24 protein-coding genes are annotated in these 26,601 nt (G+C 73.5%); 20 read left to right on the forward strand and 4 right to left on the reverse strand.

What is annotated here, in order from left to right:
* Positions 1–42: 42 nt before the first annotated feature.
* The 6 genes from J2S58_RS17640 to J2S58_RS17665 all read left to right on the forward strand — a co-directional run bounded on the left by J2S58_RS17640 (position 43) and on the right by J2S58_RS17665 (position 5,822).
* Positions 43–2,061 (forward strand): ABC transporter ATP-binding protein, encoded by a 2,019-nt coding sequence (locus J2S58_RS17640; RefSeq protein ID WP_205257062.1) that lies wholly within the window; start codon positions 43–45, stop codon positions 2,059–2,061.
* A gap of 61 nt (positions 2,062–2,122) precedes the next feature.
* Positions 2,123–2,962 (forward strand): N-acetyl-1-D-myo-inositol-2-amino-2-deoxy-alpha-D-glucopyranoside deacetylase, encoded by an 840-nt coding sequence (mshB, locus tag J2S58_RS17645; RefSeq protein ID WP_205257063.1) that lies wholly within the window; start codon positions 2,123–2,125, stop codon positions 2,960–2,962.
* Positions 2,959–3,600 carry a hypothetical protein gene (locus J2S58_RS17650; RefSeq protein ID WP_205257064.1) on the forward strand — a complete coding sequence of 214 codons (642 nt, stop codon included), beginning with the start codon at positions 2,959–2,961 and terminating at the stop codon, positions 3,598–3,600. The genes mshB and J2S58_RS17650 overlap by 4 nt, the downstream gene beginning before the upstream one ends.
* 121 nt (positions 3,601–3,721) lie before the next feature.
* On the forward strand, positions 3,722–4,048 hold the full coding sequence (fdxA, locus tag J2S58_RS17655; RefSeq protein ID WP_205257065.1) for a ferredoxin: 327 nt from the start codon (positions 3,722–3,724) through the stop codon (positions 4,046–4,048).
* A 54-nt stretch (positions 4,049–4,102) separates the two neighbouring features.
* The gene (gene dapC, locus J2S58_RS17660) at positions 4,103–5,215 is read left to right on the forward strand and encodes a succinyldiaminopimelate transaminase (RefSeq protein ID WP_205257066.1); all 1,113 of its coding nucleotides are present in this window, start codon (positions 4,103–4,105) and stop codon (positions 5,213–5,215) included.
* 220 nt (positions 5,216–5,435) lie between these two features.
* Positions 5,436–5,822, forward strand: coding sequence for a nuclear transport factor 2 family protein (locus J2S58_RS17665; protein WP_205257067.1), 387 nt, complete (start codon positions 5,436–5,438; stop codon positions 5,820–5,822).
* A 74-nt stretch (positions 5,823–5,896) separates the two neighbouring features.
* On the opposite strand, the gene J2S58_RS17670 is transcribed toward J2S58_RS17665, so the two are convergent.
* The 3 genes from J2S58_RS17670 to J2S58_RS17680 all read right to left on the reverse strand — a co-directional run bounded on the left by J2S58_RS17670 (position 5,897) and on the right by J2S58_RS17680 (position 9,396).
* Positions 5,897–7,339: a CHAD domain-containing protein gene (locus J2S58_RS17670; RefSeq protein WP_205257068.1), complete on the reverse strand. Its 1,443-nt coding sequence runs from the start codon at positions 7,337–7,339 to the stop codon at positions 5,897–5,899.
* Positions 7,340–7,456: 117 nt separating this feature from the next.
* Positions 7,457–8,428 (reverse strand): 2,3,4,5-tetrahydropyridine-2,6-dicarboxylate N-succinyltransferase, encoded by a 972-nt coding sequence (dapD, locus tag J2S58_RS17675; protein WP_205257069.1) that lies wholly within the window; start codon positions 8,426–8,428, stop codon positions 7,457–7,459.
* Positions 8,429–8,460: 32 nt separating this feature from the next.
* Positions 8,461–9,396, reverse strand: coding sequence for a hypothetical protein (locus tag J2S58_RS17680; protein WP_205257070.1), 936 nt, complete (start codon positions 9,394–9,396; stop codon positions 8,461–8,463).
* Positions 9,397–9,419: 23 nt separating this feature from the next.
* On the opposite strand from J2S58_RS17680, the gene dapE reads away from it, so the two are divergent.
* The 8 genes from dapE (at position 9,420) to nusB (ending at position 16,998) form a co-directional block, all read left to right on the forward strand.
* Positions 9,420–10,613 carry a succinyl-diaminopimelate desuccinylase gene (gene dapE, locus J2S58_RS17685; protein WP_205257071.1) on the forward strand — a complete coding sequence of 398 codons (1,194 nt, stop codon included), beginning with the start codon at positions 9,420–9,422 and terminating at the stop codon, positions 10,611–10,613.
* A gap of 173 nt (positions 10,614–10,786) precedes the next feature.
* A complete protein-coding gene (locus J2S58_RS17690; RefSeq protein ID WP_344469946.1) occupies positions 10,787–11,503 on the forward strand; it encodes an LOG family protein in 717 nt (238 codons plus the stop codon).
* Positions 11,504–11,587: 84 nt separating this feature from the next.
* Positions 11,588–12,934: a chorismate synthase gene (gene aroC / locus J2S58_RS17695; RefSeq protein ID WP_240189021.1), complete on the forward strand. Its 1,347-nt coding sequence runs from the start codon at positions 11,588–11,590 to the stop codon at positions 12,932–12,934.
* A 1-nt stretch (position 12,935) separates the two neighbouring features.
* Positions 12,936–13,547, forward strand: a complete 612-nt coding sequence (locus J2S58_RS17700; protein ID WP_205257074.1) for a shikimate kinase — start codon at positions 12,936–12,938, stop codon at positions 13,545–13,547.
* 68 nt (positions 13,548–13,615) lie between these two features.
* Positions 13,616–14,698, forward strand: a complete 1,083-nt coding sequence (aroB, locus tag J2S58_RS17705; RefSeq protein ID WP_205257334.1) for a 3-dehydroquinate synthase — start codon at positions 13,616–13,618, stop codon at positions 14,696–14,698.
* A 29-nt stretch (positions 14,699–14,727) separates the two neighbouring features.
* The gene (locus J2S58_RS17710; RefSeq protein WP_205257075.1) at positions 14,728–15,840 is read left to right on the forward strand and encodes a M24 family metallopeptidase; all 1,113 of its coding nucleotides are present in this window, start codon (positions 14,728–14,730) and stop codon (positions 15,838–15,840) included.
* 102 nt (positions 15,841–15,942) lie between these two features.
* The gene (gene efp / locus J2S58_RS17715; protein WP_205257076.1) at positions 15,943–16,506 is read left to right on the forward strand and encodes an elongation factor P; all 564 of its coding nucleotides are present in this window, start codon (positions 15,943–15,945) and stop codon (positions 16,504–16,506) included.
* Positions 16,507–16,512: 6 nt separating this feature from the next.
* On the forward strand, positions 16,513–16,998 hold the full coding sequence (gene nusB / locus J2S58_RS17720) for a transcription antitermination factor NusB (protein WP_205257077.1): 486 nt from the start codon (positions 16,513–16,515) through the stop codon (positions 16,996–16,998).
* 151 nt (positions 16,999–17,149) lie between these two features.
* On the opposite strand, the gene bldD is transcribed toward nusB, so the two are convergent.
* A complete protein-coding gene (bldD, locus tag J2S58_RS17725) occupies positions 17,150–17,632 on the reverse strand; it encodes a transcriptional regulator BldD (protein ID WP_205257078.1) in 483 nt (160 codons plus the stop codon).
* 464 nt (positions 17,633–18,096) lie between these two features.
* On the opposite strand from bldD, the gene pyrR reads away from it, so the two are divergent.
* The 6 genes from pyrR to carB all read left to right on the forward strand — a co-directional run bounded on the left by pyrR (position 18,097) and on the right by carB (position 26,586).
* On the forward strand, positions 18,097–18,786 hold the full coding sequence (gene pyrR / locus J2S58_RS17730) for a bifunctional pyr operon transcriptional regulator/uracil phosphoribosyltransferase PyrR (protein ID WP_205257079.1): 690 nt from the start codon (positions 18,097–18,099) through the stop codon (positions 18,784–18,786).
* A 263-nt stretch (positions 18,787–19,049) separates the two neighbouring features.
* Complete coding sequence (locus J2S58_RS17735) at positions 19,050–19,988, forward strand: aspartate carbamoyltransferase catalytic subunit (RefSeq protein ID WP_205257335.1); 939 nt, start codon at positions 19,050–19,052, stop codon at positions 19,986–19,988.
* Positions 19,989–20,043: 55 nt separating this feature from the next.
* Entirely contained in the window at positions 20,044–21,369 is a 1,326-nt protein-coding gene (locus tag J2S58_RS17740; RefSeq protein ID WP_205257080.1) for a dihydroorotase, read from the forward strand.
* Positions 21,369–21,950, forward strand: coding sequence for a PH-like domain-containing protein (locus J2S58_RS17745; RefSeq protein ID WP_205257081.1), 582 nt, complete (start codon positions 21,369–21,371; stop codon positions 21,948–21,950). The genes J2S58_RS17740 and J2S58_RS17745 overlap by 1 nt, the downstream gene beginning before the upstream one ends.
* Positions 21,947–23,209 carry a glutamine-hydrolyzing carbamoyl-phosphate synthase small subunit gene (gene carA, locus J2S58_RS17750; protein WP_205257082.1) on the forward strand — a complete coding sequence of 421 codons (1,263 nt, stop codon included), beginning with the start codon at positions 21,947–21,949 and terminating at the stop codon, positions 23,207–23,209. Before J2S58_RS17745 ends, carA begins: the two co-directional genes overlap by 4 nt.
* The gene (carB, locus tag J2S58_RS17755; RefSeq protein WP_205257083.1) at positions 23,209–26,586 is read left to right on the forward strand and encodes a carbamoyl-phosphate synthase large subunit; all 3,378 of its coding nucleotides are present in this window, start codon (positions 23,209–23,211) and stop codon (positions 26,584–26,586) included. The genes carA and carB overlap by 1 nt, the downstream gene beginning before the upstream one ends.
* The last annotated feature ends 15 nt before the right edge of the window (positions 26,587–26,601 follow it).

Consider the following 26,601-nt stretch of genomic DNA (forward strand, 5'->3'; position numbering starts at 1 on the left):
CCACGGCGCCCCTCTGCACCACCCGTGCGAAAGGAACTCCCGATGAGCACCGCTGCCAGCTCCGCCAGTGGCGCCCCCGTGGTCTCCGTCAAGAACCTCGGCGTCGACTTCTGGGTGGACGGCACCTGGTACCCCGCCGTGGTCGGCGCCGAGTTCGACCTGCGGGCCGGTGAGGTGCTGGCCATCGTGGGCGAGTCCGGCTCGGGCAAGTCGACCACCGCCATGTCCCTGCTCGGCCTGCTGCCCAAGAACAGCCACGTCTCCGGGTCGATCGAGCTGGGCGGGCGGCAGCTCGTCGGCGCGGACGCCCGCATGCTCCGGTCGATCCGCGGCCGGGAGATCTCGGTGATCTTCCAGGAGCCGATGACCGCGCTGAACCCCGTGTACACCATCGGGTTCCAGATCGCCGAGATGCTCCGCAGCCACTTCGCGATGGCCCCGTCGGCGGCTCGCAAGCGGGCGATCGAGCTGCTGTCGATGGTCGAGATCCCGGACCCGGAGCGCCGGGTCGACTCCTACCCGCACCAGCTGTCCGGCGGGCAGCGGCAGCGCGCGATGATCGCCCAGGCCCTGGCCTGCGATCCCGAGCTCCTGGTGGCCGACGAGCCCACCACGGCGCTGGACGTGACCGTCCAGGCCGAGATCCTCAAGCTGATGCGCGATCTGAAGAACCGCATCGACGCGGCCATCGTGCTCATCACGCACGACATGGGCGTGGTCGCCGACCTGGCCGACCGCCTGCTGGTGATGAAGGACGGTCGCATCGTCGAGTCGGGCACCGCCGACGAGGTGTTCCACCGCCCGCAGCACCCGTACACGATCCAGCTCCTGGACGCCGTGCCCCACCTGGGTGCCGTCATCGGCGCCGAGAGGGAGACCGACCGGGCCGGCGCCGCCGGGTCCGGGCCCCTCGCGGACGGACCGGCGGCCGACGGGGCGACGCTGGGGCACGGCGGACTGCTGGCCGGGAGCAGCCCTCTCGGCGGGGCGGAGACGTCCCCGCGGCCGGCCCCGTCCCTGCAGAAGACGGCGTCGGGTGTCGAGCTGGACCCGTCCGTGCACCGCGCCGGCCTGGCCCCCGGGGTGCCGGCCGTGGTCGAGCTGGACGACGTGGCCATCGAGTACCCCAAGCGCGGCCGCAGCGCGGCCTTCCGGGCCGTGGAGGGGATGAGCCTGCGCATCGGCGAGGGCGAGGTCGTGGGCCTGGTCGGCGAGTCCGGGTCGGGCAAGACCACGGTCGGCCGCGCCCTGGTCGGCCTGTTGCCGTTCGTGCAGGGCCAGTCCCGCGTGGTCGGCCACGACCTGGTCGGCATCAAGCCCAAGGATCTCCGCCAGCTCCGCCGCGACGTCAGCTTCGTCTTCCAGGATCCGGGCTCGTCGCTGAACCCCCGCTTCCCGGTCGGGGAGTCGATCGGCGAGCCGCTGCTGCTCAACGACGTGGCCAAAGGTGCGGACCTCAGCAAGCGGGTCGAGGCCCTGCTGGACAAGGTGCAGCTGCCGCGGGCCATGCGGAACCGGTACCCGCACGAGCTCTCCGGGGGCCAGCGTCAGCGCATCGGCATCGCGCGGGCGCTCGCCCTGGAGCCGAAGCTGCTCATCGCCGACGAGCCGACGTCCGCACTGGACGTCTCCGTGCAGGCCAAGGTGCTGCAGCTGTTCCAGGACCTGCAGGCCAGTGCCGGCTTCGCGTGCCTGTTCATCAGCCACGACCTCGCCGTGGTGGAGATCCTGTCCCGGCGCATCGCGGTCATGCACCACGGCCGCCTGGTGGAGCTGGGCACCCGGGAGCAGATCCTCACCGATCCGCAGCGCGCCTACACCCGCCGCCTCCTGGCCGCCGTGCCCGTCCCCGACCCCGACGAGCAGGCCCGCCGCCGCGCCGAGCGCGACGCGCTGCTGGCCGCCGGGGTCGGAACGGACGACGACGGTCCGGATCGACGCGACGACGAGGCCGACGCCAAGCGCAGGGCCGAGGCCGACAAGGGCCTCGGCGTCGCCGAGGACGCACCGGGCTCGTTCGCCGCCGAGGAATCGGGCCGGTTCGCGGGCGGGTCCGGCTGATCGCGGCGGGGGTCGGGGGAACCCACCGAACCCGGGGAGTGCCCCGGTAGCGTGATCCCTCGTGCCCCGCCTCCTCGCCGTCCACGCCCACCCGGACGACGAGACCCTCACCATGGGGGCGACCCTGGCGCGATGCGCGGCCGAGGGGATCGCGGTCACCCTGGTCACGGCGACGCTCGGCGAACAGGGTGAGGTGATCGGCGCCGAGTTGGCCGGTCTGGCGGCCGACGAGGCCGATCAGCTGGGCGGCTACCGCTACACCGAGTTGGCCGCCGCCTGCCGCGCACTGGGGATCACCGACCACCGGATGCTCGGCGGCGTCGGCGCCTTCCGTGATTCCGGCATGGCCGGAACCCCGTCCGCCGACCACCCCCGGGCCTTCGTCCGCGCGCGTACCGGCGGACCGGACCACGCCCGGGCCGTCGCCGCCCTGGTCGCGGTGATCGACGAGGTCCGTCCGGACGTCCTGCTCACCTACGACGCGGACGGCGGCTACGGCCACCCGGACCACATCGCCGCCCACGAGGTCGCCGTGGCTGCGGCCGCCGGTCGGGTGCCCCGCGTGCTCGCCGCGGTCAAACCGCGGGCGGAGCTGGCCCGGCTCGTCGCGGGGATGACCGTGCCCGCCGGGTACGCGGCCCCGCGGGACGGCGACCTGGGCTTCCTGGTCGACGACGCCGAGATCGGCGCGACGGTCGAGCTCGGACCCGGGGCACCCGCCCGCCGCGCGGCGCTGGCCGCGCACGCCACCCAGGTCGAGCTGTTGCCCGGTGGGTTCGCGTTGTCCAACCGCATCGCCCAGCCCGACCCGAGCGCGGAGTGGTTCCGCGTGGTGACCGGGGACGCCCTCCCCGGGATCGTCAGCGGCGGGCCGGACGTGCTGTTCGCCGGGGCGGGATGACGGGGCCGACGGCCGCCGGCGCCCAGCCGGTCGGCTCCCCGGCGGCGCCGACCCCGGTCGAGCTCGACGCAGCAGCTGCCGACGGGTGTCCGCTGCCCGGCGGTCCTGCGGGAGGTCGGACGCAGACGGCGGACCTCGACGGTGTGGACACCGGCGATCGGGCCGTTCCCGCCCCGGCGCACCGCCCGGGACCGGGGGACTGGCTGGTCGTCGCCGGTCTCGCCCTGTTGGCGGCCTGGGTCGCCGTGGTGGCCGTGTTCTTCCTGCCCCTGCACATCGGCTCCGTCCCGCTGCCCGTCAGTGCGCTGCTGCCCGTCGCCCTGCTGGCGTGGGCGCCGCGGGCGGCGTACCGGCTCACCGGCCGGATCGCCGCCGCCGGGCTGATCGTGGTCGCCTGGTTCGCGGTGTCGGTGTACCTCGTGCTCGTCCGCAACGAGCTGTACTTGAACTACCCGGTCACCGTGTTCCTGGGGCAGTGGCGGGTGATGCTGCTCCTCGGCCTGGGTGCGCTCACCGCCGCGGCCACCCTCGGGCTGCTGTGGGGGGATCACCTGCGGAGCGGGCTCGCCGCCCGTGCCGATCCCGCCCGCCCCGATCCCGCCCGCCCCGACCCCGCCCGTCCCGACCCGCCGGCGTGATCGTCCTCACCGTGCCGATGGGGGCGGGGGATGGTCACACCCCGCCGCCGGTCGGGGGATACTGGTGCGGGTGTTCGGCCGCCTGCCCGCGGGCGGCCCGGGAAGGCTGTGGAGAACCGACGTGACCTATGTGATCGCCGAGCCGTGTGTCGATGTGCTGGACCGTGCCTGCGTCGAGGAGTGTCCCGTCGACTGCATCTACGAGGGCGACCGGATGCTCTACATCCACCCCGACGAGTGCGTCGACTGCGGCGCCTGCGAGCCGGTCTGCCCGGTCGAGGCGATCTTCTACGAGGACGACGTGCCCGCGCAGTGGTCCGAGTACTACCGCGCGAACGTCGACTTCTTCGACGACCTCGGTTCGCCCGGCGGCGCGTCCAAGATGGGCAAGATCGCCAAGGACCACCCGCTCATCATGGCGCTGCCGCCGATGGCCGCCGAGCACTGATCGTTCGGTGACCGTCCTGCGCGTCCGCCCCGTGCTGCCCGGTCGGGTCCGGCGATGACCCGACCCACCCGCGGGCCCGCCGCGCTTCCCGATTTCCCGTGGGACGCGCTGGCGCCCGCCCGCGAACTGGCCGGCCGGCATCCGGACGGCCTGGTCGACCTGTCCATCGGCACACCGGTGAACCGGGTGCCGCTGCCGGTCCGCACCGCCCTGGGCAATGCCTCCGATGCCCCCGGCTATCCGACCGTGCACGGCACCGCGGCGCTGCGCGAGGCCTACGTCGGGTGGCTGTCCCGTGCGCACGGCGTGCGGGGTCTCGACCCGGAGGACGTGCTGCCGACCATCGGGTCCAAGGAGCTGGTGGCGTCCCTGCCCACCCAGCTCGGCCTGGGCCGTGGCGACCTCGTCGTCATCCCCGATCTGGCCTACCCGACGTACGAGGTCGGCGCGCTGATGGCCGGCTGCACGGTGCTGCGCAAGGACGGCGTCGCCTCCAGCGGGGCCGACCGGATCGCCCTGGTCTGGGTCAACTCGCCGTCCAACCCGACCGGCCGGGTGCTGACCGCCGAGCAGCTCGCCCGCATCGTCGGCTGGGCCCGCCAGCGGGGCGCCGTCGTCGCGTCCGACGAGTGCTACATCGATCTGGGCTGGGAGGCCTCCCCGGTCTCCGTGCTGGATCCGGAGGTCTGCGGCAAGGACCACCGGGGTCTGCTCGCCGTGCACTCGCTGTCCAAGCGGTCGAACATGGCCGGCTACCGCGCCGGGTTCGTCAGCGGTGACCCCGAGCTCGTCGGTCGGTTGACCGCGCTGCGCCGCCATCTCGGTGCCATGGTCCCCGCCCCGATCCAGGCCGCGGCCGCCGCCGCCCTGGACGACGACGGACATGTCCTGTCCCAGCGGAGCCGGTACGAGGGCCGTCGCGAGCTGCTGATGGACGCCCTGGACACGGCCGGCTTCCGGATCGGCGAGGACGGGACGTCGGCTGCCGGGCTCTACCTGTGGTGCACCCGCGACGAACCGGCCATGGAGTCGGTGGAGTGGCTCGCCGAGCGGGGCATCCTGGTCGCACCGGGCGACATCTACGGCGCCGCCGGCGCCCGGCACATCCGGGTCGCACTGACCGCCTCCGACGCCCGCGTCGCCGCGGCCGTCCAGCGTCTCGGCTGATCGCGCCCCGGCTGATCCCGCGTCGCTGTCGCCACCCGGACGGTCCGTCGCTGTCGTCCGCATCCGCATCCCGCCCGCTGCAGGTATGACTCGCGGTGCGCGTGTTGCGTACCGGACCCCACGGTCCGATCGACCCCGCCGATGATCGACATCCGGTGTGACCGCCCCGGCGACGGGGTACCCCGGAACCGTCTCGCATCCCCACAGTTCGGAGAACCCCATGACCACCCCGGCCCAGACCTTCGCCGACGCCCTGCAGACCCTGGAGGGCAGCGGGGACGTCGCGTCCTTCGTCAGCAGCGTCTTCACCTCCGACGCCGTGCTGCTCCGCCCCGAGACGGGCCAGGAGCTCACCGGCACCGACGGCGCCCGGCAGTACTGGGAGCAGTACCTCGCCCAGTTCGGCGAGATCCGCTCCGAGTTCTCCCAGGTGCGCGACGCCGACGGGCTGGGGGTCCTGGAGTGGACCAGCACCGGCACCCTGGCCGGTGGCGGGGACATCTCCTACACCGGGGTGAGCCTGCTCGACCTCGACGGGGAGGGTCGGGTCACCCGGTTCGCCACGTACTTCGACACCGCGAAGTTCTCGGCCCCGCCGACCGTCTGAGCGTCCGCGGGCCGTCGCCCGGATGGGTCGCCCGGGTGCACGTGGCCCGGCCGCAGGTCGCCGGGCGCGGTCCGTCAGGCCGGGAAGGCCTGCCGGGCCGCGTCGGTGACGGCTTCCCACGCGTCCGGGTAGGCGTCCCGGGCCCGGCGACGGGCCTGCACGCACAGCTGGACGATCCGCCCGGCCGCCACCCCGGCCCGGGGGTCGCCGGCCTCGGTGACGAGGCGACGGAGCCGCTCCTCGAGCACGGAGGCGTCCTGGTGGTCGCCGAGCACCTCCTGCAGCGCGGCCAGGGCGGCCAGGAAGTCCTTGACCGAGCCGTCGCGGAGCAGCTCGGCGCTGTACCGGGCGCGTTTGCCCCAGATGCGCAGCTCGTGCAGGTCGTCGTCCGGCGGGTCGTCGCCGTGCGCGCGGTGCAGTGCCCGGTGGGCCTTGTCGAGCTTGCGCCATTCCTTGCCGGCCAGTTCGTGCAGATCGGCCCAGGGATCGGCGATCGGGGGAGCGTCCGCCGCCCCGTCGAGCTCGGTCAGCAGGGCGGGATACCCGGGGGCGTCGAGGGCTTCGACGAGGGCGGCCCGCGCCTGGGTGCGTTCGGCATCCAGGTGGTCGATGAGCACGCCGAGCGCCTCGGTGTCCGGGGAGCCGAGACCGTCGGCCTCCTGGTGCAACCGGTCGATCATCACGTCGAGATCGCGGACCACCCCGAGCGCGGCGGCCACGTCCCGCAGATCGGCGCGCAGGCCGTCGGCGGCCGCGTGGTCCATCACCGGGCGGGCGGCCTTGAGATACGCGCGGATGCGTCGCGTGGCCACCCGCATCTTGTGCACGTCCTCGATGTCCCCGCCCTTGCGGGAGCCCTTCTCGTACTTGCGGATCTCGCCCGTCGCCCGGGCGATGACCGCGGACAACGCGTCCGCGATGTCGGTCGGGATCAGCCCGGGGCGGCGGGGCGCCGGTCGCGGCGGGATCAGCGAGCTCTCGGCGCCCGGCTCGGCCGGGGCGGTCACGTCCGCAGTCGTCTCCCGGGTCGTGTCCCCGGCGGCCTCGACCGGGGTCTGCGGAACGGGGGCGGGAACGGACGCGGGACGACGGCGCCGGGCCGGGGCGGTGGGCGCCGCAGCGGCGGTGGTGGTGGTACGAGCCCGGCCACGGCGGGTGGGGGTGGTGGGCGCCTCGTCGGCGGCGGGCGCGCTGAGGGCCCGGGTACGCCGGGCAGGGGCGGTGGGCGCCTGGTCGGCGGCGGGCGTGCTGCGGGCCCGGGTGCGCGGCGCCGGGGTGGAGGCATCCGCCGTGCCGGTACGGCCCGCGGCCGGGGTCCGCTTCTTCCGGGTGGGTGTCGCGGAGGTGCGTGACGCGGCGGTCGGTTCGGCATCGGGGGCGGCCGTGGCGGCCGGCTCGTCGGACGGGGCCCGCCGCGTGGTGCTCCGGGCGGGCTGCGCCGACCGGCGTCGGCCGGCGCTGGCGGTGGCTTCGGACGAGGCGGGAGCCGACGCGGCCCGGCGGGTTCGAGGAGGCACGCGGCGAGTATTCCGTACGCCGGTGAACACCCCGTCCGCACCCGCCCGGAGCGCGGGAACGGGTGCGACCCCGTGGAACCCCGGCGATGCCCCGGCCGGGAGTGGTCCCCGGGCCGGTCAGCCGGTGTGCAGGGCGGCGTTCAGCCCGCCCCAGGATCCCGACCGCGGCACGGCCTCCACCCCGCCGGTGAGGGAATTGCGGCGGAACAGCAGACCGGCGGTGCCGGACAGCTCGCGGGCCTTGACCACCCGTTCCGTCCCGTCGGCCCGCAGGGTCAGCTTGGTACCGGCGGTCAGGTAGAGCCCGGCCTCGACGACGCAGTCGTCACCGAGCGAGATGCCGACCCCGGAGTTCGCCCCGAGCAGGCAGCCACGACCGATGGTGACCTGCTGCGTGCCGCCGCCGGACAGCGTGCCCATGATGGAGGCCCCGCCGCCGATGTCGCTGCCGTCGCCGACGACCACCCCCTGGGAGATGCGCCCCTCGACCATCGAGGTGCCGATCGTCCCGGCGTTGAAGTTGCAGAAGCCCTCGTGCATGACGGTGGTCCCGGCGGCCAGGTGGGCGCCGAGGCGGACCCGGTCGGCATGCGCGATGCGCACCCCGGACGGCACCACGTAGTCGGTCATCCGGGGGAACTTGTCGACCCCGAACACGGCCAGCCGCTGCCCGGCCACCAGGGCGGCGAGGCGCACCTGCTCGACGCGGTCGGCCGGGACCGGCCCGAGCGAGGTCCAGGCATTGTTCGGGAGGACGGCGAAGATGCCGTCCAGGTTGATCGTCCGCGGCGCGACCACCCGCGCGGAGAGCAGGTGCAGCCGGAGGTACGCGTCGGCGGTGTCCACCGGGGGCTGCGCGAGCGAGTCGATCACCGTGGTCACCGGGACCAGGTCGACGTCCCGCAGGTCGTCATGCCGGGCCGCGGCGTCGAGATCGGGTTGTGCGTCGGCGCTCTCGGCCAGTGCGGGCCGCGGGTACCAGACGTCCAGGACGACACCGTCGGCGGTGCGGGTGGCCAGGCCGACGGCGGTGGCCCCGGCCGTGAGCAGTCCGGGGGCGGTCGACGCGGGCGCGGCGGGAGTCGTCATGGGGCAGCAGCCTAGTCAGCGGGCGGTGCGCCTCAGCCGACGGTCAACCGCACCGCGGGCACGTCCGGACCGGGCCGGTCCGACCACTCCGCGTCCGTCCAGCCCTGCCCGGCGGCGACCACCTCGACCACCGGCGCGCCCACCGCGTGAGCCACCGCCCAGGCGGCCAGCGACCGGGCCGTGGCCGTGGCGGTGTCCGACGCCCCGGCGGTGACCCCACCCGGGTCGACACCGACCGGCACGTCCGCCGACACGGTCACCGTGCGGCCGTCGGCGCTGACCTCCAGCACGGTCAGCGGCCCCCGTTCGGCGGCGGCGTCGGCCAGGAGATCCGCCGCGGCCGTGCCGGCCGCTTCGGCGCCGGGGACGACGGGCCGGTCGGGCACCGCCGCGGTGGGTGCGGCCGCGTCGTCCCGGCAGCTCGGTCCGAGCGGGGCGGCGCCGGTGAACTGGCGGGCCAGCGTGGTCGCCTGCGGCTCCCACTGCGCGTACGCCTCGGGGAAGCCGGAGTACTGCACGGCCTGGGCGACCACGGTCAGCGCACCGGTGTCCCAGTCCTCGACCTCGACCAGGGCGTCGTAGAAGCGTCCGGCGGAGTAGACGGGGTCGATGATCTCGGCCGCCGTTCCCCACCCCTGGGACGGGCGCTGCTGGAACAGCCCGACCGAGTCCCGGTCGCCGTCCGGCCGGTTGCGCAGGCTGGACTCCTGGTAGGCGGTGGCCAATGCGATGACCACGGCCCGCTCGGGCAGGCCGCGGGACAGGCCCACCGCGGCGATGGTGGAGGCGTTCTGCAGCTGGGCCGCGGTGAGTTCGACATCGGGCACGGACCCGGCGGCGGCCGTGGGGTCACCAGGCACCCGGCACTCCGGGCCGCCCGCCGAACCCAGCGCGGTGACCGCCCAGACGCCGGCTGCGGCGGCCGCCAGGACGACCACGGTCAGGGGGACGATCACCGCGGCGCGCACGGCGGCAACGGTACTGTGCCGCCATGACCGATCCCGAGATCTCCGCGCCCCGTCCTGTTCCCGGCGACAGCGGGACGAGCGGGACCGGTACGGCGGCAACGGATGTCACGACGCAGCGGTACGACCTGGATCTGCGGTCCGACCCGGCCGATCTCACCGCGGCCCTGGTCGACATCCCGTCGGTGTCCGGGACCGAGCAGCCCCTGGCCGATGCGATCGAGCGGGCGCTGCGTGCCCTCCCGCACCTGGAGGTGGTCCGCCTGGGCAACTCGGTGCTGGCCCGCACGCAGCTCGGTCGGCCGACCCGGATCATGCTGGCCGGTCACATCGACACCGTGCCGATCGCCGACAACGTGCCCTCCCGGCGCGACGGGGACATCCTGCACGGCTGCGGCACCACCGACATGAAGTCCGGTGACGCGATGCTGCTGCACCTGGCCGCCACCCTGTTCGACGACGGCGCCGAGCCCGCCCGCGATCTCACCTTCGTCTTCTACGACTGCGAGGAGATCGAGCACGAGCGCAACGGGCTCACGGCCATCGAGGCCCAGCTGCCGGAGTGGCTGGACGCGGATCTGGCCGTCCTGGGCGAGCCGACCGACGGCAAGGTCGAGGCCGGCTGCCAGGGCACGCTGTCCATGGCGGTCACCGTCCACGGGCGCCGCGCCCACGCCGCCCGGTCGTGGCGGGGGAGCAACGCGATCCACCGGGCCGCCGCCGTGCTGGACACCCTGGCCGCGTTCGACGCACGCGTGGTGGAGATCGACGGCTGCACCTACCGGGAGGGGCTGAACGCGGTCGGCATCACCGGCGGGGTCGCCTCCAACGTCATCCCGGACGAGTGCGAGATCCGCGTCAACTTCCGCTTCGCCCCCGATCGGTCGGCGCAGTCCGCCGTCGAGGTGATCACCGGCCTGCTCAGCGACGACGGCCCCCTCGATCCGAGCGTCCGGGCGAACGAGGTCCGGGTGCTGGACGTCGCCGCCGGTGCCCTGCCCGGCCTGTCCGCCCCGGCCGCGGCCGAGTTCGTCGCCGCGGCCGGCGGGGAGGCGGTGGCCAAGTTCGGCTGGACCGATGTCGCCCGGTTCGCCGCCCGGGGGGTGCCCGCGGTCAACTTCGGCCCCGGCGACCCCTCCCTGGCCCACACCCGCGAGGAGCACGTGTCCCGCACCCAGATCCAGCGGATGACGCAGGTGCTGCGCCGCTTCCTGGCCTGAGCGGGAGCGGACGGCCTCCGTCCGTTCACCCGCTCGTTCCCGGTCCGCCCCGCGCGCCGGGCCGTCCCCGGCGGACCGCTCACTACCCTGGCGCCGTGACCGAATTCGACGATCGTGCCGACGGCGACGACTCCCGCGCGGCGGGCGCGCCCCCGCAGAGCTACCGCGGCCCCGTGGTGCTGCGCGGCGAGCAGCGGAACCAGGCCAGCACCACCGACCAGCGACTGCTGGACTCCCGCGGCCCCAGCGACTGGGTGCACACAGACCCGTGGCGGGTGCTGCGCATCCAGGCCGAGTTCGTGGAGGGCTTCGGCGCGCTGGCCAGCCTGCCCCGCGCGGTGTCGGTCTTCGGCAGTGCCCGGACCAAGCCCGAGGACCCGCACTACGGGCAGGCCCAGCAGATCGGTGCCGCGCTGGCGAAGGAGGGCTTCGCCGTCATCACCGGCGGCGGTCCGGGGATCATGGAGGCCGCCAACAAGGGGGCCAAGGAGGCCGGTGGACTGTCCGTCGGGCTGGGCATCGAGCTGCCGTTCGAGCAGGGTCTGAACCACTACGTCGACCTGGGTATCAACTTCCGGTACTTCTTCACCCGCAAGACGATGTTCGTGAAGTACTCGCAGGCCTACATCTGCCTGCCCGGTGGCTTCGGCACCCTGGACGAGCTGTTCGAGGCGCTCACCCTGGTGCAGACCAAGAAGGTCACCAAGTTCCCGGTCGTGCTGTTCGGATCGGAGTACTGGGGCGGCCTGATGGAGTGGATCCGGTCGTCGGTGGCCGGTGCGGGCAACGTCTCCGCACCCGACCTGGACCTGCTGCACGTCACCGATGACGTGGACGACGCGATCCGCGTCGTGCACGACGCCTACGCCGCCTGGCAGGCCGCGCACTAGGACACGGCCGCTGCGGCCCGCCCGGGACGGGCCCGACGCGACGCGGGTCGGGCCCGTCCGGCACCGTGGGAGGATGGCGACGTGCTGCGCTGGATCACTGCTGGGGAATCCCATGGGCCCGCTCTCGTCGCCGTCCTGGAGGGTCTGCCCGCCGGAGTGACGGTGGGCACCGAGGCCATCGCCGACGAGCTGGCCCGCCGCCGCCTCGGGTACGGCCGCGGAGCCCGGATGAAGTTCGAGCGCGACCAGGTCTCGCTGCTCGGCGGGGTCCGGCACGGACTGAGCATGGGTGGGCCGGTGGCCATCCAGATCGCGAACACCGAGTGGCCCAAGTGGCGCGAGGTGATGGGCGTGGACGCTCCCGACGAGGAGACCGCCGCCCACCTGGCCGATCTGGCCCGCAACGCGCCGCTCACCCGCCCGCGTCCCGGGCACGCCGATCTGGCCGGCATGCAGAAGTACGGCTTCGACGAGGCCCGCCCGGTGCTCGAGCGGGCCTCCGCTCGGGAGACCGCGGCCCGGGTCGCGCTGGGCGCGGTGGCCCAGAGCTACCTGCGCCAGGTCGTCGGCGCCGAGGTGGTCTCGCACGTGGTGGCCATCGGTGCCGCCGACGCCGTGGACGGCCCCCTGCCCTGCCCCGCGGACCGGGAGACCATCGACGCCTCCCCGACGCGCGCCCTGCACCCGGACTCCACCGCGGCGATGGTCACCGAGATCGAGGCGGCCAAGGCCGACGGGGACACGCTGGGCGGCGTGGTCGAGGTCCTGGTCTACGGACTCCCGCCCGGGCTCGGCTCCTACGTGCACGGCGATCGCCGGCTCGACGCCCGGCTGGCCGGGGCCCTGATGGGCATCCAGGCGATGAAGGGCGTGGAGGTCGGTGACGGCTTCGCCACCGCCCGCCGCCGCGGCTCGGCCGCCCACGACGAGATGGACCCGCGCGGCCCCGGGGTGACCCGAAGGTCCAACCGCGCCGGCGGTATCGAGGGCGGCATGACCAACGGCGAGATCCTCCGCGTGCGGGTGGCCATGAAGCCGATCTCCACCGTGCCGCGTGCGCTGGCCACCATCGACGTGGCCACCGGCCAGGCCGCCGTGGCCAACCACCAGCGCAGCGACGTCTGCGCGGTGCCCGCCGCGGGCGTGGTGGCCGAGGCCATGGTCGCCCTGGTCGTCGCGGACGCCGTGGCCGAGAAGTTCGGCGGTGACTCGGTCGTCGAGGTGCAGCGCAACGTGGGTTCCTACCTGGCCTCGATCGCCGACACCCTGCCGGTGCCCGGGCCGCTGCCCGACGGCCACCCGCAGCAGGACGCTGCCCGCCGCGGCGACGGCATCCTGCACGACGAGGACAGCATGGCCGGGTTCGAGGACCCGCAGGCCGGTCCGCCCGGCCCGCAGGATCCGCCGGCCGACCCCGACCGACCCGCCTGACATGGGCCCCACCGACCCGACCACGACCGACCCGATCACGGCCGATCCGGTCACGGCCGATCCGGTCACGACCGGCCCGCTGGTGGTGCTGGTCGGCCCGCCGGGGTCCGGGAAGTCCTCGGTCGGCGCGGCCCTCGCCCGGCTGACCGGCACCCCGCTCCGGGACACCGACACCGACATCGAGACCCGCGCCGGCACCACCATCGCCGAGATCTTCACCGGCCGCGGTGAACCGGCGTTCCGGGAGCTCGAGGAGCAGGCCGTCGCCGACGCCCTCGCCGAGCACCCCGGAGTGCTGGCCCTGGGCGGCGGCGCCGTGCTGTCGGCGCGCACCCGGGCCCGGCTCGCCGGGCACCCGGTCGCCTATCTCTCCGTCTCGGCCACCACCGGTGTCCAGCGCGTCGGGCTGGCCTCGCACCGGCCGCTGATGGTGGGGGTCAACCCGCGCGCCACCTACCGCGCCCTGCTGGCCGATCGCGTCCCGCTCTACCGGGAGGTCGCCCGGTGGGAGTTCGCCACCGACACCGAGTCCGTCGCCGACCTGGCTCGCGCCGTCGCCGACGCGGTGGCCCTGCCGGCCACTCCCACCCCAGCAGAAGGACAGCACCGGTGAGCACACCCGACGCAGCACTCCCGATCCCCGTGACCTCGGAGCCGGCGGTCGTCACGGTCGCCTCGGCGATGCCGTACGACGTCACCATCGGTCGCGGTCTGCTGGACGAGCTGGTGGCCGCCGTGGTCGGCGGGGGTCGGCCGCCGGCCGTCGCCGCCCTCGTCCACGCGCCGACGCTCGGGGCCACCGCCGAGGCGGTGCGCGATGCGCTCAAGGACGCCGGCGTGGACACCCACCTGCTCGAGGTGCCCGACGCCGAGGACGCCAAGAAGCTGCAGGTGCTCGAGTTCTGCTGGGACGTCTTCGCCCAGATCGGCCTGGACCGGGGTGGGGTCGTCGTCGGCCTCGGCGGCGGGTCGGTGACCGACCTGGCCGGTTTCGCCGCGGCCACCTGGATGCGCGGGGTCCGCATCGTCCAGGTGCCGACCACCCTGCTCGGCATGGTCGACGCCGCCGTCGGGGGCAAGACGGGCATCAACACCGAGGCCGGCAAGAACCTGGTCGGTGCGTTCCACGAGCCCAGTGCCGTGATCGCCGATCTGGCCGTGCTGGACTCGTTGCCGCCCAACGAGTTGGTGGCCGGGCTGGCCGAGGTGGTCAAGTGCGGGTTCATCGCCGACCCGGAGATCCTGCGGCTGATCGAGGACGACTCCACCGCGGCCGTCGATCCGTCCGGCCCGGTGCTGGCCGAGTTGATCCGCCGGTCGGTCGCCGTCAAGGCCGACGTGGTCGCGAAGGATCTGAAGGAATCCGATCTCCGCGAGATCCTCAACTACGGGCACACTCTCGGCCACGCCATCGAGAAGCGCGAACGGTACCGCTGGCGGCACGGCGCGGCCGTCTCCGTCGGCATGGTCTTCGCCGCAGAGCTGTCCCGGGCGGCGGGCCGGCTGGACGACGAGACCGCGGACCGGCACCTGACCGTGCTGCACACCCTCGGGCTGCCCACCACCTACGACCCGGATGCGCTGGGCGAGCTGGTCACCACCATGGGGTCGGACAAGAAGACCCACTCGGGCACGCTGCGCTTCGTGGTGCTGGACGGGCTGGCCCGGCCGGGCCGGCTGGTCGGGCCGGATCCGTCGTTGCTGGCCGCGGCGTACTCGGTGCTCGCCGGGCGGCGTCGGGCCCGCGGGTCCATCGACCTCTGAGGCCGCGCGCCCCGGCTAGATTCGGACGCGTGACTCCTCCCGCCGCCCGCCGTGCCCGCCTCCGCGACCGCCTGGCCCGGGAGGGCCTGGACGCGCTGCTGGTCACCGACCTGATCAACCTGCGCTACCTGACCGGGTTCACCGGATCCAACGGCGCGCTGCTGATCACCGCCGGCGGCACGGGCAGTGCGGGTGGGACCGACGAGACCGGCACGGTGTTCTGCACCGACGGTCGCTACCTGACCCAGTCCGCCGCCCAGGTCCCCGACCTCGAGCGGGTGATCGATCGTCCGGTGGATGTCGCCCTGCTCGCCCGGGCCTCCGGTCGGGTCGGGTTCGAGGCCGGGGCGGTGACGGTGGCCCAGCACGCCGGTCTCGTCGAGGCACTGTCCGACCGGGCCGGCGCCGTCGAGCTGACCGACACCCGGGATCTGGTCGAGGAGCTGCGGGTGGTCAAGGACGACGGGGAGATCGACGCGCTCCGGCGTGCGTGCGCCGTCGCCGACCGCGCGTTGGCCGAGCTGATCGCCGCCGGCGGCCTGCGGCCCGGCCGCACCGAGCGGGAGGTGGGCCTGGACCTGGATCAGCGGATGCGGGTGCTGGGCGCCGCCGACCCGGCCTTCGAGACCATCGTGGCCGCCGGGGCGAACGGGGCCGTCCCGCACCACCGCCCGGACGCCACCGTGCTGGCCGCCGGCGATCTGGTCACCCTGGACTTCGGCGCGGTGATCGACGGCTACCACTCCGACATGACCCGCACCCTGGCCCTGGGCCGGGTCGCCGACTGGCAGCGGGACCTCTACGACCTGGTCGCCCGGTCCCAGCAGGCCGGGCGGGAGGCCGTCCGACCCGGCGTGTCCGGGGCCGCCGTCGACGCCGTCTCCCGGGCGGTCATCGTCGATGCCGGGCAGGGCGAGTTCTTCCTGCACGGGCTGGGTCACGGTGTCGGTCTCCAGGTCCACGAGGCACCGGGCCTGGCGGCCTCCGCCACCGGTACGATGTCCACCGGGATGTGCGTGACCGTCGAGCCCGGGGTCTACCTGGCGGGGCGCGGCGGTGTACGCATCGAGGACAGCGGCGTGGTGCGTCCGGACGGGTACGAGGTCCTGACGACGACCAGCCGGGAGCTGATCGAGGTCTGACGCCGGCCCGGGGGATCCCCACGGCACCGGGGGCGTTCCCCGGCCGGTCCACGCCACCGGCGAGCACGCCCGATCGACGACGGAAGGTATCAGCGGAGCAACATGGCATCCACCAGCGATTTCAAGAACGGGCTCGTCCTCAACATCGAGGGCCAGCTCTGGACGATCACCGAGTTCCAGCACGTCAAGCCGGGCAAGGGCCCCGCGTTCGTGCGGACCACCCTGAAGAACGTCATGTCCGGCAAGGTCGTCGACCGGACGTTCAACGCCGGCGTCAAGGTGGAGACCACCGCCGTCGACAAGCGGGACATGACCTTCCTCTACAAGGACGGCACCGACTTCGTCTTCATGGACGGCGACACCTTCGACCAGATCAGCGTGACCGATCGGGTGGTCGGCGACGTGGCGAACTTCCTGCTGGAGAACCAGCAGGCCATGGTGGCCACGCACGAGGGCGTGGTGCTCTACGTCGAGCTGCCCGCCTCCGTCGAGCTCGTCGTCTCGCACACCGACCCCGGCCTGCAGGGCGACCGGTCGACCGGCGGCACCAAGCCGGCGACCCTGGAGACCGGCGCCGAGATCGCCGTGCCGCTGTTCCTCAACACCGGCGACCGCATCAAGGTCGACACCCGCGACGGTCGGTACCTCGGCCGGGTCAACAGCTGACCTGCCGTGTCCGCCCGTTCGAAGTCGCGCAAGCGAGCCCTGGATGTCCTGTACGCCGCCGAGGCGCGGGGGATCGACCCCGTCGACGTCCTCGACGAACGCCAGGAGTGGGCGACGCTGAGCAGCAGTGCGGGTCCGGCCGGTGACCGGATGGATCTCGGCGAGCAGCCCAGCCCCGGTGCCGAGCTCACCGAGTACGCCCGGGAACTGGTCCGCGGCGTGGTCGCCCACCAGCACCGCATCGACGACCTGATCAGCGAGCACGCCCACGGCTGGACCCTGGACCGGATGCCGGCCGTCGACCGGGCCATCCTGCGGTTGGCCACCTGGGAGTTGCTCTACTCCGACGACGTCCCGGCCGCCGTGGCCGTCGACGAGGCGGTGGAGCTGGCCAAGACCCTGTCCACCGACGACTCGCCGCGCTTCGTCAACGGCGTGCTCGGCCAGCTGATGGTCATCGCCGGTCGGCTGCGCGAGGCCAGTCCGCGCTGACCATGCCGTCCTGACGGTCGGCCGGTCGCCGAACCGGTGGACGACCCACGTCGATGACACACAGCGAACGCCCGGAGCCGATGGCTCCGGGCGTTCGTCGTGACCGTGCGGACGGGGTCGGGGCGGCATCCGGGGGATGCGCCCCGAGGAGTCAGTCGAGCTCGGTGCCGGCCGGCAGGACGCCCCAGCGGACGAGCTGCTCGGTGAGATCCTCCGGGCTCATGTCGTAGATGACCGCCAGTGACCGCAGGTCCTCGGCGCGGATGGTCAGCACCTTGCCGTTGTAGTCACCGCGCTGCGACTGGATCGCGGCGGCGTACCGGGCCAGCGGACCGGCCTGGTGGGTGGGCAGCTCGCCGAGGCGCTGCAGGTCGATGACCAGCCGCGGGCTGGGAGCGCCGCGGCGGGTCGCCCGGGCGTCGGGGAGCAGCTCGGCGACGGGCACTCCGTAGAATTCGGCCAGCTCAGCGAGCTTCGCGACGGTCACCGCGCGGTCGCCGCGCTCGTACGAGCCGACGACCACGGCCTTCCAGCGGCCGTCGGACTTCTCTTCGACCCCGTGCAGGCTCAGTCCCTGTTGGGCGCGGATGGCGCGCAACCGGGCGCCGAGCGCATGTGCATAGTCCTGGGACATTTCCCACTCCCGATCTCGGTCGAGGCGGGACCGCCAAGGTGGGAACCCGGTCCGACTCGTCCATTGCTGTAATACGCAGAGTAGTCGGACATCGGGCTCCGTGGCGAACCGAATCGCGGCCCGTTCGGTTGAATCAGCGGCCACCGAGCCGCGCCCGCCGCCACCCGGCGGGGTGTCGCTCCGTCGAACAGTGACCGGACGACCCGCTCCCGGGGGATACGGGCTTCCCGACCGGGTGAGATCGGTTGATCACGGCCCGGCCCGGCCGACGACGAATGTGTCGCAGAGTCAGCACGCCGCAGCGGCCCGCCGACGACGGGCGGGCTGCCCGACCCGCCCCGGACCTCCTCCGGGCGCCCGCGCCCCGACGGTCGACCATCGGTCCCATGACGCGGGGGTAGGGTCTGGTCCCGAACCCAGACATCCTTTAAATCCGTCCCGAGAGGCGGGGAAGGAGGTCCGAGATGTCGGCTGTCCCCGCCCCGCACGACGGCGCCACCGAGTCCGGTCCCACCGAGCAGTCCGCGACCGCACTTCCCGCCCGTGACCAGGCCGGTGCGCTGCGGTCGGAGATCCTGTCGCCGGTCACGCTGGCCCGCACGGTCGACCGCATCGCCCACCAGATCCTGGAACGCCACGGCGAGGACGACATCGTCCTGCTGGGCATCCCCACCCGCGGTGTGCACCTGGCCCGCCGGCTGGCCGGGCGGCTGGCCACCTTCGCCGGCCCCTCCGCCGGACGCATCTCCGTCGGGTCCTTGGACATCACCCTCTACCGCGACGACCTGCGGCGACACCCCCCGCGGGCGCTGGAGGAGACCAGCCTGCCCGACGACGGCATCGACAACGCGGTGGTGGTCCTCGTCGACGACGTCCTGTACTCCGGCCGGACGGTCCGGGCGGCGCTGGACGCGCTGCGCGACCACGGCCGGCCGCGCATCGTCCAGCTCGCCGTGCTGGTCGATCGGGGCCACCGGCAGTTGCCGATCCGCGCCGACTACGTGGGCAAGAACATCCCGACCGCCTTCACCGACGACGTCGCCGTCCGCATGGTCGAGACCGACGGGGTGGACAGCGTGGATCTGGTCCGTCGGGACGCCGGCGGGCCCGTGAGCGGGGCCGCGCGCCCGACGGCCGGGAGTGATCGGCGATGAGCCGCCCCGTCCCCACCCCCCGCGAGGCCCGGGAGGCCGAGATGCGCACACGGTCCGTGACGGCACCCACGGTGACCGACGATCCGACCTCCTCGGCATTCGGGCACGAAAGGTCGTCCGGCCCGTCGGTCGACGCCCCGTCCTTCCGGGCCGCTCCGGCTCCTCCGGGGCAGACCGCCGCCGTCACCCGTTCGGGGACGGTCGCAGGTGCCGGAGCGCAGGTCGGTGACGATCCCGGCGTCGACGGGCCCGTCCGCACCGGCATCCACGTCCCCCCGCATCTGTTGTCGGCCGCCGATCTGGACCGGGACACCGCGCTGCACGTCCTGGACACCGCGGCCCGCATCGAGCAGGCCATCGGGCGACGCGAGGTCCGCAAGCTGCCGACCCTGCGCGGCCGCACCGTGGTCAACCTGTTCTTCGAGGACTCCACCCGCACCCGGATCTCCTTCGAGCTGGCCGCCAAGCGGCTGTCGGCCGATGTCATCAACTTCTCCGCCAAGGGCTCCTCGGTGTCCAAGGGGGAGTCGCTGAAGGACACCGCCTGGACCCTGCAGGCCATGGGCGCCGACGCGGTGGTCTGTCGGCACTCATCCTCCGGTGCCCCGCAGCGGCTGTCCGGGTGGGTGGACGGTGCCGTCATCAACGCCGGGGACGGCACCCACGAGCACCCGACCCAGGCCCTGCTCGACGCGTACACGCTGCGCCGGCACCTGGGGGACCTGCGCGGCCGCCGGATCGTCATCGTCGGTGACGTGCTGCACTCCCGGGTCGCCCGCTCCAACGTGCTGCTGCTGCACACCCTGGGCGCCCAGGTCACGCTGGTCGCGCCGCCGACCCTGCTCCCGGTGGGCGTGGGCAGCTGGCCGGTGCAGGTCTCCTACGACCTGGACGCCGCGCTGCTCGGAGCGGACGCGGTGATGATGCTGCGGGTGCAGGCCGAGCGGATGGCCGGCGCCTTCTTCCCCACCGCGCGGGAGTACAGCCGCGGGTACGGCCTGGACCGCCGCCGGCACGACCTGCTGGCCGGGCACGGCATCGTGCTGCACCCGGGGCCGATGAACCGCGGCATGGAGATCACCCCCGAGGTCGCCGACGGCGTCGACTCGGTGATCGTCGAACAGGTCGCCAACGGGGTGACCGTCCGGATGGCCGTGCTGTACCTGCTGCTGTCCGGCGAACTCACCCCGGGTGCCGCGTGAACGCGCCCGCCCGACCCGCACACCCGATGGACCGAGAAGCAAGGTGCCCCAGCCGATGACCACCCCCGCCCTGTTGATCCGCGGCGCCGCCCCCTACGGCGAGGAGCCGGCCGACGTGCTGGTCGCCGACGGGCTGATCGCCGCCGTCGGTGTCGAGGCGGCGGGCCACCCCGCCGCCGCCGACGCCACCGTGCTGGACGCGTCCGGCCTCATGCTGCTGCCCGGTCTGGTCGATCTGCACACCCATCTGCGCGAGCCCGGCCGGGAGGACGCGGAGACGGTCGAGACCGGTTCGCGCGCAGCCGCTCTCGGTGGGTACACCGCGGTGTTCGCGATGCCCAACACCGACCCGGTGGCCGACACCGCGGGCGTCGTCGAGCAGGTGTTCCGGCTGGGTGCCGCGGTCGGCCTGGTCGACGTGCACCCGATCGGCGCCGTCACCGTGGGCCGCAAGGGCGAGCGGCTGGCCGAGCTGACGGCGATGGCCACCTCCGCCGCGCAGGTCCGGGTGTTCTCCGACGACGGCGACTGCGTCTCCGACGCGTTGCTCATGCGGCGCGCACTGGAGTACGTGAAGAGCTTCGACGGGGTCATCGCCCAGCACGCCCAGGAGCCGCGGCTCACCGTCGGCGCCCAGATGCACGAGGGCGACTGGTCGGCCCGGCTCGGGATGACCGGCTGGCCCGCGGTCGCCGAGGAGGCGATCATCGCCCGGGACTGCCTGCTGACCGACCACGTCGGATCGCGGCTGCACGTCTGCCATGTGTCCACGGCCGGTTCCGTGCAGGTGCTCGCCGCGGCCAAGGCCCGCGGCACCGCGGTGACCGCGGAGGTCACCCCGCACCACCTGATCCTCACCGACGCCCGCGCGGAGGGCTACGACCCGGTGTTCAAGGTCAACCCGCCGTTGCGCACGGACACCGATGTGGCCGCCGTCCGGCAGGCCCTCGCCGACGGCACGATCGACATCGTCGCGACCGATCACGCGCCGCACGCCCAGCAGGACAAGGAGTGCGAGTGGGACCACGCGTCCCCGGGGATGCTCGGCCTGCAGACCGCGCTGTCCGTCGTGATCGAGACGATGGTGCACACCGGGGCGCTGGACTGGCGGGGGGTGGCCCGGGTGCTGTCCGAGAACCCCGCCCGCATCGGCGGGCTGACCGACCAGGGACGGCCGGTCGCCGTCGGCGAGCCGGCCAACCTGGTGCTCGTCGACCCGGAGGCGCGGTGGACGGTGCGCGGCGCCGAGCTCGCCAGCCTGTCGGCCAACACCCCGTTCGAGGGGGTGGAGCTGCCCGGCCGGGTGGTCACCACGTTGCTCCGCGGCCGACCCACCGTGCTCGACGGCGTGCTCGTCGATCCCGCCGGGGCGGGTGCCTGATGGACCGCGTGCTGCTGACCCTGGCCCTGGTCGTCCTCGTCCTGCTCATCTTCGGCGGGCTGTGGTGGGGCTGGCGCAATCGCGCCCGGCGACAGGGCGACATCCCCGCCCTGCCCACGGTTCCCGCGGTGAGCGGGCCCCAGCTCACCCCTCCGTTGGCCGGGGTCTACATCTCCACCACCCGCGCAGGTTCGTGGCAGGACCGGGTCGTCGTGCACGGCCTCGGTCGCCGGGCCAAGGCATCCCTGGAACTGGCCGACGACGGCGTGCTGATCGACCGGGTCGGCGAGGACCCGATCTTCCTGCCGATGGCCGTGATCACCACCGTGGCCACCGCGCCGGGCATCGCCGGCAAGGTGATGGGCATGCCCGCCGGTGTGCTCGTGCTGACCTGGCGGAACGGGGAGGCCCTGCTGGACAGCGGGTTCCGGTCCGACGACCCCGACGAGCAGGACACCTGGCTGGCCGCGGCGCAGGCCGCGCTGGTCGGGCACGGCCCTCAGGACACCCCCGACGGCGGGCCCACCGCGGCACCGTCCCGGGCATCCCACGAAGACGGATCGCAGGAGGACGAACGATGAGCACAACCGTGCCGGCGCTGCTGGTGCTGGAGGACGGCCGGGTGCACGGCGGCGAGGGCTTCGGCGCCGTGGGCACCACGTTCGGCGAGGCCGTCTTCGCCACCGGGATGACCGGCTACCAGGAGACGATGACCGATCCGTCCTACCGCCGTCAGGTCGTGGTGGCCACCGCGCCGCAGATCGGCAACACCGGCTGGGTGGCCGGCGGCGGCGCCGCGAGCCACTCCAGCGACGGCGTCACCCCCGACTTCCCCGCGTCGGACGACGAGTCCGCGGCGATCTGGGTGGCCGGCCTGGTCATCCGCGATCTGTCCCCGCGGCCGTCCAACTGGCGCTCCGGCGGTTCGCTGGCCGACGAGATGCGCCGACAGGACATCGTCGGCATCGCCGGGGTGGACACCCGCTCGCTGACCCGGCACCTGCGGTCCGCCGGGGCGATGCGCTGCGGGATCTTCTCCGGTCCGGACGCCGAGCGTCCGGTCGACGAGCTCCTCGCCGAGGTCCGGGCCAGCCCGGGGATGACCGGCGCCGATCTCACCGGTGACGTCACCACCACGCAGGCCTACGTCGTCGAGCCGGAGGGGGAGTCGCGATTCACCGTGGCTGCGCTGGATCTCGGCATCAAGGCGAACACCCCGCGGATGATGGCCGAGCGCGGGATCACCGTGCACGTGCTGCCCGCCGACACGACCCTCGAGCAGATCGAGGCGCTGGACGTGGACGGGGTGTTCCTGTCCAACGGCCCGGGCGACCCGGCCGCCGCGGACTCCGTCGTCGCGCTCACCCGCCAGGTGCTCGAGCGGCGGATCCCGTTCTTCGGCATCTGCTTCGGCAACCAGATCCTGGGCCGCGCCCTGGAGATGGACACCTTCAAGCTGCCCTTCGGGCATCGCGGCATCAACCAGCCGGTGGTCGACCACCGCACCGGGCGGGTGCTGGTCAGCTCGCACAACCACGGGTTCGCCGTCGCCCGGCCCGAGGTCGGGGTCGACGGGGACGGCACCTTCCCGACGCCGTTCGGCGCCGCCCGGGTCGCCTTCAGCTCGCTGAACGACGGCGTCGTGGAGGGCCTGGAATGCCTCGACGTGCCGGCCTTCTCGGTGCAGTTCCACCCCGAGGCCGCGGCCGGGCCGCACGACGCCCGCTACCTGTTCGAGCGGTTCTGCGAGCTCATGGCGGCCGGCCCGGCGGCCACGGGGGAGACCGCCGCCGCTGTCCCCCCGTCCACGATCACCCCTGCCACCGGAGAGGGTGCCTGATGCCCCGCCGTACCGACATCGCCCACGTCCTGGTCATCGGGTCCGGCCCGATCGTCATCGGCCAGGCCTGCGAGTTCGACTACTCGGGCACCCAGGCCTGCCGCGTGCTCCGCGAGGAGGGCATCCGCGTCTCGCTGATCAACTCGAACCCGGCGACGATCATGACCGACCCGGAGTTCGCCGACGCCACCTACATCGAGCCGATCACCGCGGAGTTCGTCGAGAAGGTGCTCGCCGACCAGGCCGCGCAGGGCTTCCCGGTCGACGCGCTGCTGGCCACGCTGGGCGGCCAGACGGCGCTGAACACCGCCATCGCGCTGGCCGAGCGCGGCATCCTGGACAAGTACGACGTGGAGCTCATCGGCGCCGACATCCCGGCCATCCACCGGGGGGAGGACCGGCAGATCTTCAAGGACGTCGTCCGGTCCATCGGCGGCGACGTCCCGCGCTCCGCGGTGTGTCACGACATGGACGCGGTGCGTGCCACCGTGGCCGAGCTCGGCCTGCCCGTGGTCATCCGGCCGTCGTTCACCATGGGCGGCCTGGGCTCCGGTCTGGCCTACACCGCCGAGGATCTCGAGCGGCTGGCCGGGACCGGTCTGGACGCGTCCCCGGTGCACGAGGTGCTGATCGAGGAGAGCGTGCTGGGCTGGAAGGAGTACGAGCTCGAGCTCATGCGGGACAGCGCCGACAACGCCGTGGTCGTCTGTTCCATCGAGAACCTCGACCCGATGGGCGTGCACACCGGCGACTCGATCACCGTGGCCCCGGCGATGACGCTGACCGACCGCGAGTACCAGCGGATGCGCGACGTGGGGCTGGACATCCTGCGCGCGGTCGGCGTGGCCACCGGTGGCTGCAACATCCAGTTCGCGATCAACCCCGTCGACGGCCGCATGATCGTCATCGAGATGAATCCGCGGGTGTCCCGGTCCAGCGCGCTGGCCTCCAAGGCGACCGGCTTCCCGATCGCCAAGATCGCCGCCAAGCTGGCCATCGGCTACCGCCTCGACGAGATCTCCAACGACATCACCAAGGCCACCCCGGCGGCCTTCGAGCCCACGCTGGACTACGTGGTCGTGAAGATCCCGCGCTTCGCGTTCGAGAAGTTCCCCGGCGCCGACACCACGCTGACCACCACGATGAAGTCGGTCGGCGAGGCGATGTCGATCGGCCGGTCGTTCGCGGAGGCGTTCGGCAAGGCGCTGCGCTCCATGGAGACCAGCCGCACCGGGTTCTGGACGGGGCCCGGTGAATCGCGCGTCGACGTCACGCTCGAGCCGGGGCAGGTCGAGGATCTGCTCGCCCAGATCGCCGTGCCCACCGACGGCCGCATCTACGGCGTCGAGCGCGCCCTGGCCGCCGGGGCCACCGTGGAGCACGTGCACACGGCCACCGGCATCGACCCGTGGTTCCTGGACCAGATCCAGCTCATCCGCGATGTCGGCCGGGACGTGCAGACCGCCGCGGAGCTGTCCCCGGCGCTGCTCCGGCGGGCCAAGCGGTTCGGCATCTCCGACGCCCAGATCGCCGTCCTGCGGGAGGATCTCGCCGACGAGGCGGCCGTGCGCGAGTTCCGCCACCGGCACGGGATCCGGCCGGTCTTCAAGACGGTGGACACCTGCGCCGCGGAGTTCGAGGCGACCACGCCGTACCACTACTCGGCCTACGAGACCGACCCCGCGGCCGAGTCCGAGGTGAGGCCGCAGACCGAGCGGCCCAAGGTGATCATCCTGGGCTCCGGTCCCAACCGCATCGGCCAGGGCATCGAGTTCGACTACTCCTGCGTGCACGCGGCGCTCGCCCTGCGCGACGCCGGGTACGAGACGGTGATGGTCAACTGCAACCCCGAGACGGTCTCCACCGACTACGACACCTCCGACCGGCTGTACTTCGAGCCGCTCACCGTGGAGGACGTGCTGGAGGTCATCGAGTCCGAGCGGGCCTCGGGCACCGTGCTCGGCGTCATCGTGACCCTGGGCGGGCAGACCCCGCTCAAGCTGGCCGACACCCTCGAACGGGCCGGGGTGCCGATCCTGGGCACCCAGCCCGACGCCATCGACCTCGCCGAGGACCGCGACCGCTTCGGCACCCTGCTGAGCGAGGGCGGCCTGCCCGCGCCGGCGTACGGCATGGCCGTGTCCTTCGACGAGGCCGACGTGGTCGCCGAACGCATCGGGTTCCCGGTGCTCGTCCGCCCGTCCTATGTGCTCGGCGGACGTGGCATGGAGATCGTCTACGACCGGGACGCGTTGCGCGACTACATCTCCCGGTCCACCGAGATCGGTGCCGATCGCCCCGTGATGGTCGACAAGTTCCTCGACGACGCTCTGGAGATCGATGTCGACGCGCTCTGCGACGGCACCGAGGTCTACCTCGGCGGGGTCATGGAGCACATCGAGGAGGCCGGCATCCACTCCGGCGACTCGGCCTGCGTGCTGCCGCCGATCACCCTGGGCCGCAGCGAGATCGACACCGTGCGCGCGCACACCGAGGCCATCGCCCTGGGCGGCCGGGTCCGCGGGCTGCTCAACGTCCAGTACGCCCTGAAGGACCAGACGCTGTACGTGCTGGAGGCCAACCCGCGCGCGTCCCGCACCGTGCCGTTCTCGTCCAAGGCCACCGCGGTGCCGCTGGCCAAGGCTGCGGCCCGGATCATGCTGGGCGCGAGCATCTCCGAGCTGCGGGCCGAGGGCATGCTGCCGGCCACCGGGGACGGCGGTGCCCTGCCGCCGGGTGCCCCGGTCGCGGTGAAGGAGGCCGTGCTGCCGTTCCACCGCTTCCGGCGGGCCGACGGAACCGGGGTCGACTCGCTGCTCGGCCCGGAGATGCGGTCCACCGGGGAGGTGATGGGCATCGACACCGCGTTCGGCCCGGCCTTCGCCAAGTCGCAGACCGCCGCGTACGGCTCGCTGCCGACGTCGGGCACCGTGTTCGTCTCGGTGGCCAACGCCGACAAGCGGTCCATGGTGTTCCCGGTGAAGCGGCTGGCCGATCTGGGATTCCGCATCGTGGCCACCGAGGGCACCGCGGAGATGTTGCGGCGCAACGGGATGGACGTCGAGGTGGTCCGCAAGGCGTTCGAGAACGCCCTCGACGAGAACGGCGCCGCGGTGCCGACGGTGATCGACCTGATCAAGTCGGGCGAGATCGCGCTGGTCATCAACACCCCGTACGGACAGTCCGGCCCGCGCGTCGACGGGTTCGAGATCCGCACCGCCGCCGTCGCCGCGGACATCCCGGCCATCACCACGGTGGCTGGGGCGGCCGCGGCCATCCAGGGCATCGAGGCGGTCATCCGGTCCGACGTGGGGGTGGCGCCGCTGCAGATCCTGCAGGAGCGCCTGCGGGCCAGCCGTGCGCTGGCCGGCGCCTGAGCAGCCGCGGATGAG

Source organism: Nakamurella flavida (assembly GCF_030811475.1).
GTDB lineage: Bacteria > Actinomycetota > Actinomycetes > Mycobacteriales > Nakamurellaceae > Nakamurella > Nakamurella flavida.